The sequence below is a fragment of the Arthrobacter sp. T572 genome, from assembly GCF_056780115.1.
Genome location: NZ_JBRAZQ010000001.1, coordinates 1 through 16,106, shown reverse-complemented (window position 1 = coordinate 16,106; position 16,106 = coordinate 1). Strand labels below are relative to the sequence as shown.

9 protein-coding genes and 1 pseudogene are annotated in these 16,106 nt (G+C 59.4%); 4 read left to right on the top strand and 6 right to left on the bottom strand.

Going from position 1 to position 16,106, the window contains the following annotated elements; translation table 11 throughout:
- Positions 1–109 precede the first annotated feature (109 nt).
- Both ACUYMZ_RS00050 and ACUYMZ_RS00045 read left to right on the top strand, forming a co-directional pair.
- Positions 110–2,125: a cytochrome c oxidase assembly protein gene (locus tag ACUYMZ_RS00050; RefSeq protein WP_481601629.1), complete on the top strand. Its 2,016-nt coding sequence runs from the start codon at positions 110–112 to the stop codon at positions 2,123–2,125.
- Positions 2,122–4,425 carry a heavy metal translocating P-type ATPase gene (locus tag ACUYMZ_RS00045; RefSeq protein ID WP_481601628.1) on the top strand — a complete coding sequence of 768 codons (2,304 nt, stop codon included), beginning with the start codon at positions 2,122–2,124 and terminating at the stop codon, positions 4,423–4,425. The genes ACUYMZ_RS00050 and ACUYMZ_RS00045 overlap by 4 nt, the downstream gene beginning before the upstream one ends.
- Positions 4,426–4,900: 475 nt before the next feature.
- On the opposite strand, the gene ACUYMZ_RS00040 is transcribed toward ACUYMZ_RS00045, so the two are convergent.
- The 5 genes and pseudogenes from ACUYMZ_RS00040 to ACUYMZ_RS00020 all read right to left on the bottom strand — a co-directional run bounded on the left by ACUYMZ_RS00040 (position 4,901) and on the right by ACUYMZ_RS00020 (position 9,303).
- On the bottom strand, positions 4,901–5,179 hold the full coding sequence (locus ACUYMZ_RS00040; protein ID WP_481601816.1) for a hypothetical protein: 279 nt from the start codon (positions 5,177–5,179) through the stop codon (positions 4,901–4,903).
- Between the two features lie 120 nt (positions 5,180–5,299).
- Positions 5,300–5,788 (bottom strand): annotated as a pseudogene (locus ACUYMZ_RS00035) (cytochrome c biogenesis CcdA family protein); the annotation flags it as partial.
- Positions 5,785–6,423, bottom strand: coding sequence for a DsbA family protein (locus ACUYMZ_RS00030; RefSeq protein WP_481601627.1), 639 nt, complete (start codon positions 6,421–6,423; stop codon positions 5,785–5,787). The pseudogene ACUYMZ_RS00035 and the gene ACUYMZ_RS00030, both read right to left, overlap by 4 nt.
- Positions 6,424–6,716: 293 nt before the next feature.
- Complete coding sequence (locus ACUYMZ_RS00025) at positions 6,717–8,063, bottom strand: MFS transporter (RefSeq protein ID WP_481601626.1); 1,347 nt, start codon at positions 8,061–8,063, stop codon at positions 6,717–6,719.
- Positions 8,056–9,303 carry a M20 metallopeptidase family protein gene (locus ACUYMZ_RS00020; RefSeq protein WP_481601625.1) on the bottom strand — a complete coding sequence of 416 codons (1,248 nt, stop codon included), beginning with the start codon at positions 9,301–9,303 and terminating at the stop codon, positions 8,056–8,058. The genes ACUYMZ_RS00025 and ACUYMZ_RS00020 overlap by 8 nt, the downstream gene beginning before the upstream one ends.
- Positions 9,304–9,417: 114 nt before the next feature.
- On the opposite strand from ACUYMZ_RS00020, the gene ACUYMZ_RS00015 reads away from it, so the two are divergent.
- Both ACUYMZ_RS00015 and ACUYMZ_RS00010 read left to right on the top strand, forming a co-directional pair.
- Positions 9,418–10,464 carry an Lrp/AsnC family transcriptional regulator gene (locus tag ACUYMZ_RS00015; protein WP_481601624.1) on the top strand — a complete coding sequence of 349 codons (1,047 nt, stop codon included), beginning with the start codon at positions 9,418–9,420 and terminating at the stop codon, positions 10,462–10,464.
- Between the two features lie 1,021 nt (positions 10,465–11,485).
- Positions 11,486–14,302 carry a hypothetical protein gene (locus ACUYMZ_RS00010; protein ID WP_481601623.1) on the top strand — a complete coding sequence of 939 codons (2,817 nt, stop codon included), beginning with the start codon at positions 11,486–11,488 and terminating at the stop codon, positions 14,300–14,302.
- Positions 14,303–15,008: 706 nt separating this feature from the next.
- Here ACUYMZ_RS00010 and ACUYMZ_RS00005 read toward each other — a convergent pair.
- Complete coding sequence (locus tag ACUYMZ_RS00005; RefSeq protein ID WP_481601622.1) at positions 15,009–16,106, bottom strand: LacI family DNA-binding transcriptional regulator; 1,098 nt, start codon at positions 16,104–16,106, stop codon at positions 15,009–15,011.

The window sequence follows — 16,106 nt, the reverse complement described above, 5'->3', positions numbered from 1 at the left end:
ACCTGCCATGCCTCTGTCGAACCACCCTGTCCCTCACAATTCCCGGAAACCGAACCGCACAGTGCCTGTTGCGGAGTGCGAGCAGGCCGGGGCCTGGGAGCAAGATGCAGTGGACGTAACGTATGGCCCAGGTCGTCTATTGGGCACGGTCGGGGTCCTGGCAGCCGTGGTCGGTGCCGTTCCGGTTACCGTAGCCCTGCTGCTGGGCCCGAATCCCTACGAAAAGACCCACCTGGCCTTTCCTGGCTTTGACGTGGCCGCGTTGACCAGCGGACTGCATGCCCTTAGCCAGCTCGGGGCTATTTTTAGCGCCGGGTCGTTGCTGTATCTGCTTATCCTGCGGCCCGCACCGGCAAAACGGGCCCACGATGTCCCTAACGGACTCGAGATGCAGTTGCTTCGGATGTGTTCGAGTGTATGGGCCGCCTGCGCAGGAGGGCTTGTATTTCTGGAGGCGTTGGACGCGAACGGGCTGGGGCTGTCCCAACTGAGTGAACCTGGAGCATTTGCAGTGCTGTTCAGCGCCAGTGACGCTCCCAAGGCCTGGGCGGTGAACTTCACCGCAGCGCTGACCGTTTTCACCGGCGCCGTCCTGGCCAGAACGTGGACCAGCTTACTGATCCCGCTTGGCGCTTCCTTCATTGCGCTATTGGCCCCCGTGGTTACCGGCCAGGTCCTGGTTGGCCCCAACCACGATCTCGGAAGCGATGCGGCCGTGCTTCAAACCATTGCCATGAGCATCCTGTTGGGCGCGGCGCTGGTCCTGGGCAGCCGGACGCTGGCAGGACACCCTGTCCAGCAAGAGAGCCTTCAACGGCTTGTGAGGATTGCTGCCGTCACGGTTCCCGTAACCGTGCTCACGGACATCGTCCTCACATGGTTCAAGCTCGCAGGTACCGCACTGACTGCAACGTTGACCGGGTGGCTGATTCTGGGACGGTGGTTCATCCTCGCACTTCTTGTCCTGACCATCCTTGTGCTTCGCCGCCGAATCCAGGCGAAGCTGCCAAGCCGCCGTTTCCACAGTCCCTTGATAATCATGGTTGTCCTGGCCGCCGCCTGGACGGGGGTCACCTCAGCCATGACGCGTGAACCTCCGCCTCAGTACTTTGTTCCCACGAGCATCCAGCAGGTATTCACCGGCTTCGAGCTGACGACTCCTCCAAACCTGCTGACTCTGACGACAAACTGGCGGCCCAACCTGCTCTTTGTCGCCATGGCATCCGCAGCAGTGGCCGTGTACTTCCTGGCCGTCCGGGAGCTTCACAAACGCGATGACGCCTGGCCAGTGGGCCGGACAATCATGTGGGTGCTGGGGTGGTCGTTGGCGGTCATCGCAACCAGCTCGGGACTTGGAACATATTCGTCCTCGGATTTTGGCATTCACATGATCGTACACATGAGCCTGAATATGCTCATTCCCGCCTTGCTGGTGCTGGGCGGTTTCATCACCTTGGTCCTGCGTGCCATGCCCGCTCGGCGGGGAGCTCCTTCCGGAGTACACAACTGGCTAACCTGGATTCTTCACTGGCCTGCCCTGCGGTTCATCAACAACCCGCTCATTGTCTTCGCCGTGTACGTCGGTTCTTACTACGGGCTCTACCTGACGCCATTGTTTGGCGAACTGATGAAGTACCACTGGGCACACCAATTGATGAACCTGCACTTCCTCATTGTCGGCTACATGTACTACAGCCTCATCATTGGTGTTGACCGCCCACCGCGCCCGCTGCCGCCCATTGGCAAGCTTGGCTATGTGCTGGCAGCCATGCCATTCCATGCGTTCTTCGGGATCATCTTGATGGTGAGCACGGAGATCATTGCCGAGGACTTCTACCGGTACCTGGACATTCCTTGGGCCGATCTTCCGGCCCAACAGTACCTGGCCGGTGGGGTGGCTTGGGCAGGAGGAGAAATCCCGTTGATGATAGTGGTGGTCATCTTGGCTATTCAATGGCGCAGGCAGGACGTACTGGAGGGCCGCCGCAAAGACCGGCACATCGATGCGGGGCACGACGACGAATTCTTGGCATACAACGAAATGTTGCAGCGTCTCGCGGAGAGGAACTCACCGCGGCAGAGGCCGCATGCCGAGGCTGAACAAAACACGGGGGCACCCCGATGACGCGTCCCCTCACTGACACTGCTCCCGGACCGGTAACGCTTGAGCTGGACGTATCAGGGATGACCTGCTCAGCGTGCGCTGGGAGGGTTGAACGCTCCTTGAACAAGCTCGCCGGTGTCACTGCGAGCGTGAATTACGGTACAGAACGGGCCGTCATCACCGGTCTTCCGGAGCGTGACGCAGCCCTGGCTGTGCAGGTGATACAGCGGGCAGGGTATGGCGCCCGTCTGCGTAAAGGGATCGATGACGCGTGGTCGGCGCGAGCAACGGAAATCCGTATCGGATCCCTACGCCGCCGTCTCGTCGTCTCGTCACTTCTGACGGTGCCCTTAATGGACATCACCATTGTCATGGCCTTGGTCCCGGGCTTGCGGTTTCCCGGATGGGAACTTGCCGCCGTTCTCCTGGCCGTGCCGATAGTTTCGTGGGCTGCTTGGCCCTTCCACCAGGCAACGATGCGCAACCTCAGGCACGGCGCAGTGAGCATGGACACTCTTGTTTCACTGGGCATCGCAGTGTCTTTCGGGTGGGCCGTAGCCAGCCTTTTTCTGGGATTGGACCATCAGGGCCAGAACAGTTACTGGCTCGGGTTCGGTCCGACTCCAGCAGGGGCAGATGCCATGTACCTCGACGTGACGGCAGGAATGACAACCTTCCAGCTTGCCGGTCGGTATTTCGAAACCAGATCCCGCCGTAAAGCCGGAGATGTGCTGGGTGCACTAAACGCACTCACCGCCACGCACGTGCGTATCCTGCACGGCGGGACTGAAACTACCGAGCCTATCGAAAACCTCCGTGCCGGCGACATAATGGTGATCTTGCCCGGGGAGTCCATCCCCGCCGACGGAACCATCCTGCACGGCACTGCAGCAGTCGATGCCAGCATGATGACAGGGGAACCGGTCCCCGTCCCCGTCGCACCCGGGGACCCGGTCACGGGCGGTACGATCAGCAGCGACGGACGCTTGGTAGTGAGGGCCACCTCCGTGGGCGCCAACACAAAACTAGCCCAGATGACGGCCCTGACCGAGCAAGCGCAGGCACGCAAAGCACGACTCCAAGCCCTCGTGGACCGGGTAGTCACCTGGTTCGTACCCGCCGTCATCATCCTGGCACTGGCAACAATGACCGCGTACATCCTGACCGGGACACCTGTTCAAGAAGCCTTCGGAACCGGGATCAGCGTACTCATCATTGCCTGCCCGTGCGCACTCGGCCTCGCCACGCCGACTGCACTCATGGTGGGAATCGGCCGGGCATCCAACCGCGGCATTCTGATAAAAGGGCACGATGCCTTGGAAGCGTCCGGTCAGATCTCCACCGTGGTGCTGGACAAAACCGGAACCCTCACCACAGGGGAGATGAGCGTCCACGACGCCTCCGCCATAGGTATCTCCCGCGAAGAGCTCTGGCTGCTGGCCGGTTCGGCCGAACAAGGCTCCGAGCACGCCATCGCCCGCGCCATCGTTCAAGCAGCCAAAGCCAGCAACCCTGAACTCCTGCCGTTAGAAGAATTCACCGCATTACCCGGCCTTGGCGCCCACGCCCGGGTAGGTAGCAGCGACATGCTGATCGGCAATACCAACCTCATGCGCTCCCGGGCCATACCCCTCGACCAAGAGGCCGAACAGGCAGTGGAACGCGCACGCCAACGCGGACATACGCCCGTGTTGGTCGCCCGGAACGGAACGGTCATCGGCGTGCTGGCCGTTTCTGACCGGATCAAGTCATCAGCCGCAGCGGCCATCGCCGCTTTGAAAGCACAGCATCTTGAGATCGTTCTCCTCACTGGAGACAGCCCCGAGGCAGGAAACCAAGTAGCCTCCAAGCTCGGCATCAACCACGTCCACGCCGGGGTTCTGCCTACGAAAAAAGCAGCTGTCATCGAATCCCTCCAACGTGATGGAAAGAAAGTGGCCATGGTAGGCGACGGTATTAATGATGCTGCCGCGCTAGCGACAGCCGATTTGGGACTCGCTGTCGCCTCGGGCACCAACATCGCACTTAAAGCAGCTGACATCATTCTTGTTCGTGATGACCTGACCGTCATCGCCGAAGCCATCACGATCTCGAGGAAAACCCTGAGGACCATTCGGGTCAACCTCCTATGGGCATTTGGGTACAACGTCGCCGCAATTCCTATCGCCGCGATGGGCCTACTTAACCCGCTCATCGCCGCTGCAGCAATGGCACTTTCCTCCGTTTTAGTCGTCTACAACAGCCTGCGAATCCAAGCACCACGCACGGACACCCGACCTTTCGGGCACACGCGGAATACGGTAAAAGACTTGCCTTCGTAAAGGGCGGCAGTCGTTCGGACAGAGCACGCCGAGCCAATGAATTTCATTGAGATGGCCTTCGAGAGGCGCGCTGGATGTAAGGCAGAAGACTGCGGCGGGGAAGCCTTGGGGAACTGGAAGCGCCTCGAGCAAGGTCTGCAGCGGATCTCTGCCCGCGCTCCGCCCGGCTGTGAGGTGCTTCGGCGCCCGATTTGTTCCAACAGACCTTTGGGGCGGGTGTCGATTTTATGCCGCCCCGACCTGAGAGTGGGTAGGGACAACGTCATGCCGCCCCTGCACAGGCCGTTGGCGGATCGGATGTCACCGCAACCGGCAAGTCAGGGCGGTCGGCTCAAGAACCCCACCGATCCGCCTGAACCGAGGAAGGACCGACGAACTCGGCGAATATCACTTGAATCTGAGGGCGTGCGCGTTGCAGCCCGCATCTGCTGCGCTAATCGTGGACGGCCTAAGGCTGGAGTCAACCCTTTGCGCATCAAACCCGATCGTGCTTGCGGCCACTTATCTCATTGGACAACCCGGTGCCGGATACGGGACCGGCTGCGAGCCTGGGACCACCTCCACGCGAGTGCCTGACGACTCTGGGGACCAGCCATACCGAGCCCAACACCAGCGCGGCGGCCACGACCAGCAACCAGTCAGGTATCCTTCCGGCGAGAGCCAAAGCCGATGATTCAAGGCCCGCCTGTTGCGAAGCGGTGAGGACACCGCTCAGGGCCGCTGTACCGTCCGTAACGATAAGGAATATGCCCATCCCGATCCCCAGCAACCCGCCAGCGACCCCCGGCCATGTGTTGCACCAGGGACCTATCCTGAGGTTTCGCGGGCGTGCAATCTTCTTTGCCCAAGGTGCGTGCCGCCACCCGAGGGAAAGGAAGAGCAACGGAATGGTCATGCCTGCGGCGAAAACTGCCAACAGGACCCCTCCGCGCAGACCATCACGGCCCATAGCCGCAAGAGCGAGAACAGAACCAAGCACGGGCCCGGCACACGAGCTTGCCAGCCCGTAGACGGTCCCTAATAGATACACCGACGCCGCTGATGTCCCTCCGACGCCTCGCCGCTTGATGGCAGGCATAGACAAGCCAGCAATTTGCGCTGCGCCCAGCAAGATAATAATCACAGATGCGCCAAGGACCAAGCCCTCCCGGTGGGCGCTGAGAAAGACGCCACCGACTCCGGTCAGCACGCCTACCGGGACCAACGTCGTGACCAGACCGAGATAGAAAATGCCTGTTCGTGAAATCAAACGGTTCGGATCTGTGAAAGCGTAGGAAAAAAATGACGGAAGGACCATGGCCGAGCATGGGCTAAGAAGCGCCAACACGCCCCCAACCAGAGCCCCTGCAAGACTGACCGTCATTTGCCTGCCACTGATCCGAGAGCGTTATCGAGGACATCTCGGAATGTTTCCAAGGGTTGAGCCCCCGAGAGTACCTGGTCTCCAACGACAAACATCGGCACACCTGTCACGCCCAACTTCCGCGCTTCTGAAGTTGACGTCAAAACCTCATTGCGAAGGGACGGGCTACCGAGCTCTTTCGAAAAGCGGTCCAGATCAGCAATCCCCGCCTTTTCAGCGAACGACACGAGCTTTTCGCGCGACAGGTCAGGGTGTTGGACGCCCTTCGCGTCACCGTAGAGCACCGAAAGATACTCATGGAACCGGCCTTGAGCGGCCGCCGCCCGGAACGCGGTGCTGGCGTCTATGGATTGGTCTCCGAACATCGCCACATCACGGAACTCATAACGCACTTTTCCTGTCTTCACGTAATCCTCCATCAAGGACGGGAGGGTTTCCTGGACGAACAAGGCGCAGTAGGGGCATTTCGGGTCGGCCCACTCGATAAGAACGACCGGAGCATCAGGTGAGCCCACGGCCAAAGCAGTATCAGGGTTCGGAGCCACCAACGCCGACTCGGAATCTTGCGGCGTCGCCAGGTCCTTGGGTTTTCCGTTCTGCGTCAGGTTCCCGTTGATCGTCATGAAAGCGATCAAGGCGACCGCCAGAATGCTAGTTAATGCGTACAGGATCCAACGGAGCCTGAAATGACCTGAAGGGGTTGGTTGGACGGCTTTCCGAACGCGGCCTTTAGACGACATGATATCTAGGATACATGTTGGATGCATCCGCTCGTAGCTGCTGTTTCGACCCTGCCGGGTGGCCCGTCCACGGCTGGGCGGGCCACCACAGGAAGTCATGTGGGCTTGCAAGCGATGATGTCCGTTACTCCCTGTCGGCGGCGCAGATTTGAGTTCTTCCTTCAGGCCGCGTTGCCGGGATCATGTCCTCAGTACGCTTGGACATCGGAGTTAAGCGTCCGGGGAGGGTAGTCGGGTTCTTCTTGCAGGTCTTTGGCCCGCGTCTCAGGAAGCCGCAGTATCACAAGGGCTGAGACAAGCTGCAGTGCGACGGCGTAGCCGTAAAACATATCCGGGTTACCGACGGACGCGAAATACGTCTGCAGATAGGGCGCAGTGCCGCCAAACGCTGCCACTGTGATGGCGTACGGGATGGCGACTGCCGTTGTCCGGATTGAGGTCGGAAACAGCTCCGCGAAAACCGCTGGCACGATGGACGCTGCCATGGCAATGAAAAGCAACGCAACGGACATTGCGACTGCCAGCATGAGGGCACTGTTCCCTATCAGCGAGTTAAGCGGGAACAGCAATAAGGCACCACCGACAGCCCCCACTAAGAGCACAGGCTTGCGTCCCACGCGGTCAGCGACGATTCCACACACCGGCAAGGCAGCAATGAAGACGGCATTGGCTACTACGCCCGCCCAGAAGGCCTCGTTCTCGTCAATGCCGCGAGCAGCGATCGCATGGGCCGGGGCGTAGGAGGCCCACATGTTGTACATGACCGTCAGACCGACTGTTAGACCCACGACCTGCGCTGCCTGGCGCTTGTAGGCCCACACTCCCCTCAGGATGCTTGGTTTTGCCGCGCGGCCGCGCGACTGACTAAAGACCTCGGGTTCGGTCATACGCATCCGCATGAACATTGCGAAAACGCCCGATACCCCGGCAAGGACAAACGGTATACGCCAACCATAGGAGTACATGGTGTCCTTGCCCATCGTTGACGTCAGGATTGCAGCCAACAGTGTTCCGGCTACCACACCGGTAGTGCCCGAGGTGTAGATCAGGCTCGACCAAAGTCCGCGGCGTTCCTTTGGTGCGAACTCAGCTATATAAGTTTGAGCTGAAGGCAATTCCCCTCCGTGGGCCAGCCCCTGCACCAAGCGTGCGGCCACAAGTATCACCGCAGCCCCCACACCGATCGCCTCAAAGGTTGGGCTGACACCAATGGCCAGGCTCCCGAGTGCCGCCAAAGCGATGGTCAGGGTCATGGAGAGCTTCCGTCCGAAGCGGTCGGATATCCATCCGAACAGGAATCCGCCGAAGGGGCGTGCCACAAAGCCCACTGCCATTACCACCAATGCCGACAGAAGAGCCGCCGTTTGGTCAGCTGAATTGAAGAACTGAGGTGCGAAATATATAGCGAAGATTCCGTAGAGGCTCGTGTCGAACCATTCCAACGCGTTTCCCACTCCCACGCCGGCGAGGGCCTTCACGCGGTGCGTCTTTTGGTTCGATGCGCTTTGCGCCGGAGCGCTGACAGTGTTAGGCATGTGCTTTCTCCTGCAACGCAACGGGTTCTGAGGGAAGGGCCTCGGGCATCTGAGCCAAGCGCCGCGTGGCAAGTTCTGCCAGAAGTGCGGCGCCGTCCGAAAGGACTGTGTCATCATATTGCGCAAAGGGCGAGTGATTGAAAGGAGCTGTCTCCGGGTCCATTCCCACTGGCGTGGCACCGAGCCCGATAAAGCTCCCGGCAACTTCATCGAGTACCAGGGAAAAGTCCTCTGAAGCGGTGAAGGGGTTCACCAGCACTGTTCGACGGTCGTCGAATATTTCGTCGATGACGCTGTCGGCGAATTCAGTTTCGCTCAGGTCGTTGAAAGTTACGGGGTACCCCTCGGCATGTACGAGTTCCACTTCCACGCCATGCGCAGCGGCTATCCCCTTAAGCATGGAGGCGATTGAATCCATAGCTCGGGAGCGAGATGCGGAGGAGAAGGTGCGCAGTGTCGCAGCGAAGCGTGCCTCTTCGGGGATGACGTTTCGGGCGGCTCCCGCGTGGAGTGAACCGACACTGAAGATAACTGGGTCGAAGACATCAAACTGACGCGTAATCATCGCCTGAAGTGCCGTGACCATCTCCGCGATTACAGTAATCGGGTCCTTGGCCCGGGAGGGGGTAGATCCATGGCCTCCCACTCCCCGCACAATGACATCCAAGGAGTCTGCCGCTGCCATCATTGCCCCGCCCCGGGTAAGGATCCGCCCAGTTTCATGACCACCCGAGAAGACGTGCAAGCCAAATGCAGCATCGACCCGTTCACCCGACGCCTCAAGAATCCCTTCAGCCAGCATGACATCGGCACCGTGCCAACCCTCCTCTCCCGGCTGGAACATAAACACCACATCGCCCTCAAGATCGTCAGCTTTTGCCGAGAGAAGGTGGGCGGCACCGACCAGCATCGACATGTGGAGATCATGGCCGCACGCATGCATGGCCCCATCAAACTTTGAGCGCCAAGGAACGTCGACTTGTTCATGGATCGGAAGAGCATCCATGTCTCCGCGCAGCAGCACCGTTCCCTTCCGGGAACCTCGTGAACCGCGCAGGACGGCCGTCACCGATGTGCATCCCTGACCGGTTGAAATCTCCAGGGGCAGTCCGGAAAGTGCCTGCAGCACCTTCTCCTGCGTGCGGGGCAAATGCAGACCTATTTCAGGTTCAGAGTGCAGCACATGCCGCAGCTGAACCAAATCGCTTCGAAGAGCACTGGCTTGGTCAATTATGGTCAACTGGATCTTCCTTCCGCGGTGTATTACAGGATGTCGATAAGTGTGACATTACGCACATTTACCGAGCCCAAAATGTTAGAATCGTGCATATTTCGGGTTCAGAGGAGATGATTCGTGCCAATCGAACACTTGTCGGAGCGCGACCTGCTCCTGATCAACGCTCTGCAAATAGCGCCGCGGGCGGCTTGGGCCGACTTGGCCCGGATTCTTGACGGAACACCGGCCTCGCTCGCGGCACGGTGGAACCGGCTCAAAGCGTCTGGTTCGGCGTGGATAACGGCCTATCCGTCCATGCGCTCTCAAGACGTGCTGCTGAGCTACATTGAGTTGGACTGCGAGGCCAACACCAAGGCGGACATACTGACTCGCCTGTCGAACATGCCGCAGGTCATAACCATCGAAGAATCCGCCCGGGGCCGGGACTTGCTGCTTACAGTGATGACCCAAGACGTGGAAGAGGTCACAAAGCTGACCCTTGACGTTTTGCCTTCCGTGCGTGGTGTTATCCGACCGCGCACGCACTTCGTTACCCAGCTACACACCGAGGGTAATGTTTGGCGCCTCGATGCTCTGGACCCGCTCCAGCGCCGCCGATGCGAGGCCCTGGCCGGAAACCGTGAAGGCGATCAAACTCCCGCCGCACCTGGAGACGCATGGCCGCTCATTCAGCACCTTGCCAGGGACGGGAGGGCCTCCGCCGCAGAGCTCGCCAGAGCGACAGGCCGCAACCTTGCTACAACCCGTCGGCAGCTTTCGCGTCTTCTGAGTTCCCACACGCTTTCCTTGAGGTGTGAAATAGCCCAGGGCCGGTCCCGCTGGCCGATCACCTGCACCTATCTGACGAGGGTGCCCTCCGCCGACCTGGAGAGAACTATCAAGGCACTCCTGACACTGCCGGAACTTCGAGTATGTGTTTCCACTACGGGCTCGACGAACATCCTGTTTAGCCTGTGGACCCGGTCCATTAGCGATCTGCACCTCATCGAGAAACGATTCGGCAGCCAGCTTCCCTGGCTGGACATCGTTGATTCCGCGGTAACACTGCGGAACCCTAAAAGGATGGGGTGGCTGCTTGAACCGGACGGCGCAGCCTCAGGCGGACTGGTCGTTCCTGAAGCTCTAAAACCCCGAGGAGACCGTCTTGGCGGGCCCGCCTGCTGAAGACCTGCCTGTGTAAGTGGTGGGGCGACCGCGTGTCCTCAAAGAGTGAACCAGAAGCGCTCTGAAGCCGGAAAGAAAGTCAAACTGTCTGCGGCTGACCTCTGGTCAGCAAGATAACTTTCCGGGAGATGCGGGGTACGCCCAGGACAGGCCCTGCCCTTCCCGGGACCGGGTTCAACGCCAGCAAATCCTACAGTGAGGGCGATCGGCAGCGGACCCCATCATTCTCCGAGCAGCCCTAGGAAAGAAGATCGGCGAGATGATTGTCCGACCGCTCTTGCCAATTCAGTACTTCAACACGGATTTCCGCTACCTGAATCGACGAGCATGCCCGGCACCGAGGCTTGCGGCTGACGGTTGCAGGTAAGAACCTTCCGCGAACGGCGAGTATTAGAAAGCCAAACACTCACCTACGCGGATGGGCCAGGGGAGCTGCGACGTCCCCGCAACGTTTGGTTCTGGACGCGGCAGCTCGACCACTGGACGGGTTGAGGCTGAAAGTTTGCTCAGCCGTGAGATTTGCGGCACTTGATGCTGGGAGCCGGCATGCCTCATCGCTTTTGCTCCAGATACACGAGGCAGCCGGCAGCAGAAAACTACCCGGCGCGGAGCAGACGTATTACCGGCTACGGCTGGAAACCTGAACTGTTCCAGATCCTTAGCGGAGCTAGGGCTGTCCCATGCAGTGCCGTTCAAAAGTTCGCTGCTACCAGTCTTCCTGACGATGCTGCCGTCACCGATGATAGGGTTTCATCCGAATTCTCGGGACGACATAATGAAACCGATATCATACCGGTCCTGCGAAATTCTAGCCCTCCATCCGTCAACTGGGGTCATATTGTTTCGTTGTAAGCGCGGGGCACCAAGGGATTAGGAAAAGTAACCCCGGATATCTATTGTGCGTCATCGTGAAATCGCTATCATTAACGCGTCTGGGCTGCACCGACATCAGCAGGATTCACGTCAGTGTCGCCAAACCCCCACTTCAATCAGGGCTTGTGTGCCCTTAAGGAGACGCTCAATGAAGAGACTGCGAGGCCCTGCTGCAATTACCGTTGCAGCGCTAGCCATGTTGGGCACGGTGCAACCGGCCACTGCAGAGGAGACGACAGAATATCTATCAGTGGACTTTTCGCAGGCCACCGGGGACTTCCACGGAGGTGCAAGCGGCACCCTCTACGGTTTCGGGGATGAAGGCGCTCCTACACAGGCCTTGATCAACGGTGCTGGCATTACCAACACCTCTCAGAAAGCGCCTTATGGTACTCAGCACCCTAGTGGCGATGCCCTAAAGATCGAGGACGGATTCTTCGACAAGCACGGGGAAGACCTCTACGTCTATATGCAGGACTACTACCCCGATTGGCCTTATAACAAGGGGGTTCGTCCAGGCGACACCAAGACATACAACATGGAAAATGGCTCATACGTTGAAGGTGGTAACGGCGTTTGGGATTATTTGGAAGTTGTTGAGTTGGTGGCAGAGGCTATCGCCACTAAATCCGAATACCCGACCGAGTACATCTTTATTCCCTTCAACGAGCCCGACTGGATATGGTACGGCAACTGGGATGCTATGAAGACCATCATGCTGCAGGATTGGGACGCCGTATACGCAAAGATACAGGAGGTTTTTGACAGACACGGGCTCGGGGAGGCCCGAATCGGTAGTCCGGGAGACAGTGCGTGGCGCTCAGGCCGGACGGCTGACTTCCTTGCTCACGCCAAGACGAGCTCGACCCTCCCCGACATCACGATCTGGCATGAGTTGGGGATTGATAACCTGGCTACCTATCGTGGTCATTTTCAGGAGTACCGGCAGATCGAAGAAAGCGTCGGATTGCCCGAAATTCCGATCAACATCACTGAATACGGGATGCTCAGGGACATGGGTGTGCCCGGACAGCTCATCCAGTGGTTTTCAATGTTCGAGGACACGAAGGTAGACGCACAAACGGCGTATTGGAATTATGCCGGAAATTTCTCCGACAACTCAGCGCGTCCCAACGGCGCCAACGCCGGCTGGTGGATGTTTAAGTGGTACGCAGACCTCCAAGGTAGCAATACCGTAAAGGTCACGCCGCCACAGCTGAACGTCCCCGACACGTTGCAGGGAATCGCTGCTATTGACGAGGCCAACAAGCGCGCCACCGTCCTGCTCGGCGGCACCGACAAGAACGTTACTCTTGACCTGTCCGGCCTAAACCCAGCGATTTTCGGTGATGAAGTCGACGTCGAAATACGAGAGGTCACCCTTAGCGGGGCTGAGGGGCTGACCGGCACTCCCGCGGTTGTTCATGCTGAGGATGGCGTTGCTCTGGAAGGTGGTTCTCTCCAGCTCCCCGTTGATACCTACGACCGCTATGCGGCCTACCAAGTCATCATCACTCCCGACCAGTCCCGCGATGTAGCCCTCAGCCCGGTGTGGTCCACCCAAACGGAGGCGGAAGACACTTCTTTGACCGGAGCACGGGTCTATACCCAGAACCCGACTGATGCCGATGGCTGGAAGTTTCTAGCCTCCCATGGGAAGGATGTCGGCTCATTCAATACCGCCGGCTCAAAAGCAGACTGGACAGTCGATGTTCCACGCGATGGAACATACCGCTTTCAGGTGATCGGAGCGACACCCGGTAAGCCTGGACGTCATGCCCTCTTCGTGGACGGGGCGCACAACCGTACCGTGCAGTACACGGCGGATCTTGCCCTGAACGACCGTAGCCGATGGCAATACCGCGGGAGCACGGAGGTACTCATTGACCTGACCGCCGGCAGCCATGTCCTCTCCCTGCGCGCCAGTGAGGATGGCGTCAACCGTCTTCCGAACTCGGACATCACGCTCGACAAATTCGTCCTGACGGATGTCACCGACGGAGAGCCCACCGACTACCCTGCCAGCACCCTGCGCCTCACCGGCGGTGCTGCACTGACTTATGGCGACGAGAAGGCCCGCGGACATGCAGTGGTCCAGGGCGACGGTCAACGGGCAGATGCTTATGTCACGGCATGGGAATCCGGGTACCACGACGTCATTCTGTCTTACCGTTCAGATGCCTCCTCGGATATCAGAATCGCGGTCAACGGACGCGAGACTGCGGCTTTTGCGGCAGCTAAGGAAGGTATCTGGACATCGACCGCCCGGGTCCACCTCGCGCAGGGCATCAACGAGATCGAAGTGTTTTCAGAGGCAGGCATCAGCCTGGAGAAGATCACGACCGTACGGGACGCTGATTCCGACGCCCTGGCGACGACGATTGAGGCTGAAGACGCGACCATGCACGGCACTGCCGCACGGCAGACCTTTAATAACGCTTCGGGCACCAACGCCTCAGGCTCGGCCGCCACGAGCTGGGTGGGCAACGGCGCGGAGAATTACCTGGAATTCCCGCGTTTAGAAGGTTTTGCGGCTGCAGGCAACTACGATCTTACTGTCCGCTACGCCAACGCCGAACTCTCCGGTAACCACAGTTACAACCCTCAGGTCGTGGATCGTCAATTGCAGGTAACCGAAGCAGGTGCGCAAGCTCCAGCAGGCGGCGCTTACTTCCGATACACCTACTCATGGGACAGCTTCTGGGAGCGAACTATTCCCGTCACCTTCAAAGCAGCCGATGCTCCGATCATCCTGGGCAACCCCGGTGCGTACGCGCCCAACATCGATTCCATCACTATCGCACCCTCAGTGGTTGGTGAACTGACCACACTAAGCGCCTCCACGTGTATCCCTCCAGAGAACCCCGGCCAGGACGGCCACCCGGGACAGGGCTCGGACAAGCGCGCGACCCCCTACGGGCAAGAACAGAGCGCTTACGTGAAGTGCTTGAAGGGAGAACGGTAACCTAAGCCACGTAAGTAAGGGGCGCCCCGGGTCTCCCGGGGCGCCTTACCTGCTCGCTCGACATTATGAGCCCGACACCCAAAGGGCCCAACAGACAAGTAATCTCGACGTGAGACTCATCGGGCTACGCAACCCGCATAGCTGCCGACCCGGACGGGCTTCCTTTTCATCGGCGCAGTCCACTGCGGCCGGGCGCACCGGAGACCGCGCCACTGAAGGACAACTGACCACACCAACAGCCTTCAAGAAGATCAACCAGACCGGCAGTTGCCCCCTCGAAGCCGAGCAAACTACTGCTGTATTTCCATATGCGTGGATACCCCGCACTGAACTTTCCCGGACGAAGCACCTGGCTGGAGTCACACCGGGGTGCGAGGTCCCTCAACCGGCTGTCTGTTGAGCATTCGAGTTATGACCGTACCTGACACTCCGGCGCGCATCTCCAACGCCCGGTTCGACTGTGGATGAGCTGGGGGTAGACAGGGCGCTAATCATGGAGACGCGGGGAGGTGACAGTCGACGGCTGCGACGGGTAAGGCCCGCAACATTGCCCGTACGACCAAATAGGCCAAGCGTTCGGCGCCTCCGGGACAGCCTTGGGGCACTTATGGTAGGAAGATTCCCCGCAAATGCTACTCCACAACCCAAGCGAATGGCTGCCGCTTTCCAGCAGTGCTCGATTTCCAACAGCACCTTTCAAGAAGGCTCACGCAGTCAGATCATCCCGCCCCCGCAGCTCATTCGGTGCCGCGGCGCTGTGGCGGATTACTAATGCCGGCCGCTCAGAGGAGAAGCGCCGTACGTTCGGTTCCCCGGAGATTTGTTGCATAAGCAACTCAAAGCCCCGCTGACCGAGGCGAAAGAAGTCTTGATGCGCCGTGGTCAACGAGGGCGACCAGAGTTCGGACAGGGGATGGTCGTCAAAACCGACAACACTCACATCTTCGGGTGTACGGACTCCTTCATCGGCCAATCCCTTTATGACTCCCATGGCAATTTCATCGTTTCCGCAAAAAACTGCGGTGACCGTTCCATCCTTGGCAAGTTGTTGCCCGATTGTCCGACCTGATGCCGGCTCCCATGTTGCGTCGATGGTGGCGGGTATTTCGGCGCCTGCCTTTTTGAGAGCCTTGCGCCAGCCCAGAGTTCGTCCGTCCTCCCGTCGTGACGGTGGAACCCTGACGTGATGGACGGTCCGGTGGCCCAGTCCGAGAAGAAACTCGGTCAATTGGGCTGCTGCACTCGACTCGTCCAGTACGGCCTGGGGGGCACCCGTCTCACGAACACCGGATATGGCCACCGTGGGGACATGGTCAGGCAGGTGTTGTAGGGCGGCAACACCGGGAGGGTCAAACTTCAAGACCAAGACTCCGGCCAGGTCCTGACCCAGAACCAAGGCGACAGCTCGTTCCATGTCATCTGCAGCCGTGGAATCTACCACTGTGATCGACACGGTATAGCTCAGGGCCCTTGCAGCTTCCTCGATGCCCCGAATTGTCTCCGCATAACCGTAGCGGGAGGTATTGCCTGCCATTACTGCAATCACGGTGGACCTCTTGGACGCCACTGATCTGGCAGCAGCACTTGGCGTGTATTTCAGCAGGCTGATTGCCTTCATCACGGCTTCCCGTTTGGCGTCACTCACTTTCGCGGCGCCGGTGAGAACACGGGAAACGGTTGGGACCGACACCCCCGCCAGCCGTGCTACGTCGGCAATGACGGGCGAGCGTCGTGGCTGCTGGTTCTTGCTGTTCAATTGGGACCGTCCATCGGAATGTTCGGGCGGCCGGGCGTCCGTGAACAT

What these genes read in the sequence shown, in the direction of transcription:
- ACUYMZ_RS00010 (WP_481601623.1), top strand. Translation starts at nt 11,486, where the DNA reads ATGAAGAGACTGCGAGGCCCTGCTGCAATTACCGTTGCAGCGCTAGCC.
- ACUYMZ_RS00045 (WP_481601628.1), top strand. Translation starts at nt 2,122, where the DNA reads ATGACGCGTCCCCTCACTGACACTGCTCCCGGACCGGTAACGCTTGAG.
- ACUYMZ_RS00040 (WP_481601816.1), bottom strand. Translation starts at nt 5,179, where the DNA reads ATGGGCATATTCCTTATCGTTACGGACGGTACAGCGGCCCTGAGCGGT.
- ACUYMZ_RS00025 (WP_481601626.1), bottom strand. Translation starts at nt 8,063, where the DNA reads ATGCCTAACACTGTCAGCGCTCCGGCGCAAAGCGCATCGAACCAAAAG.
- ACUYMZ_RS00005 (WP_481601622.1), bottom strand. Translation starts at nt 16,106, where the DNA reads ATGTTCACGGACGCCCGGCCGCCCGAACATTCCGATGGACGGTCCCAA.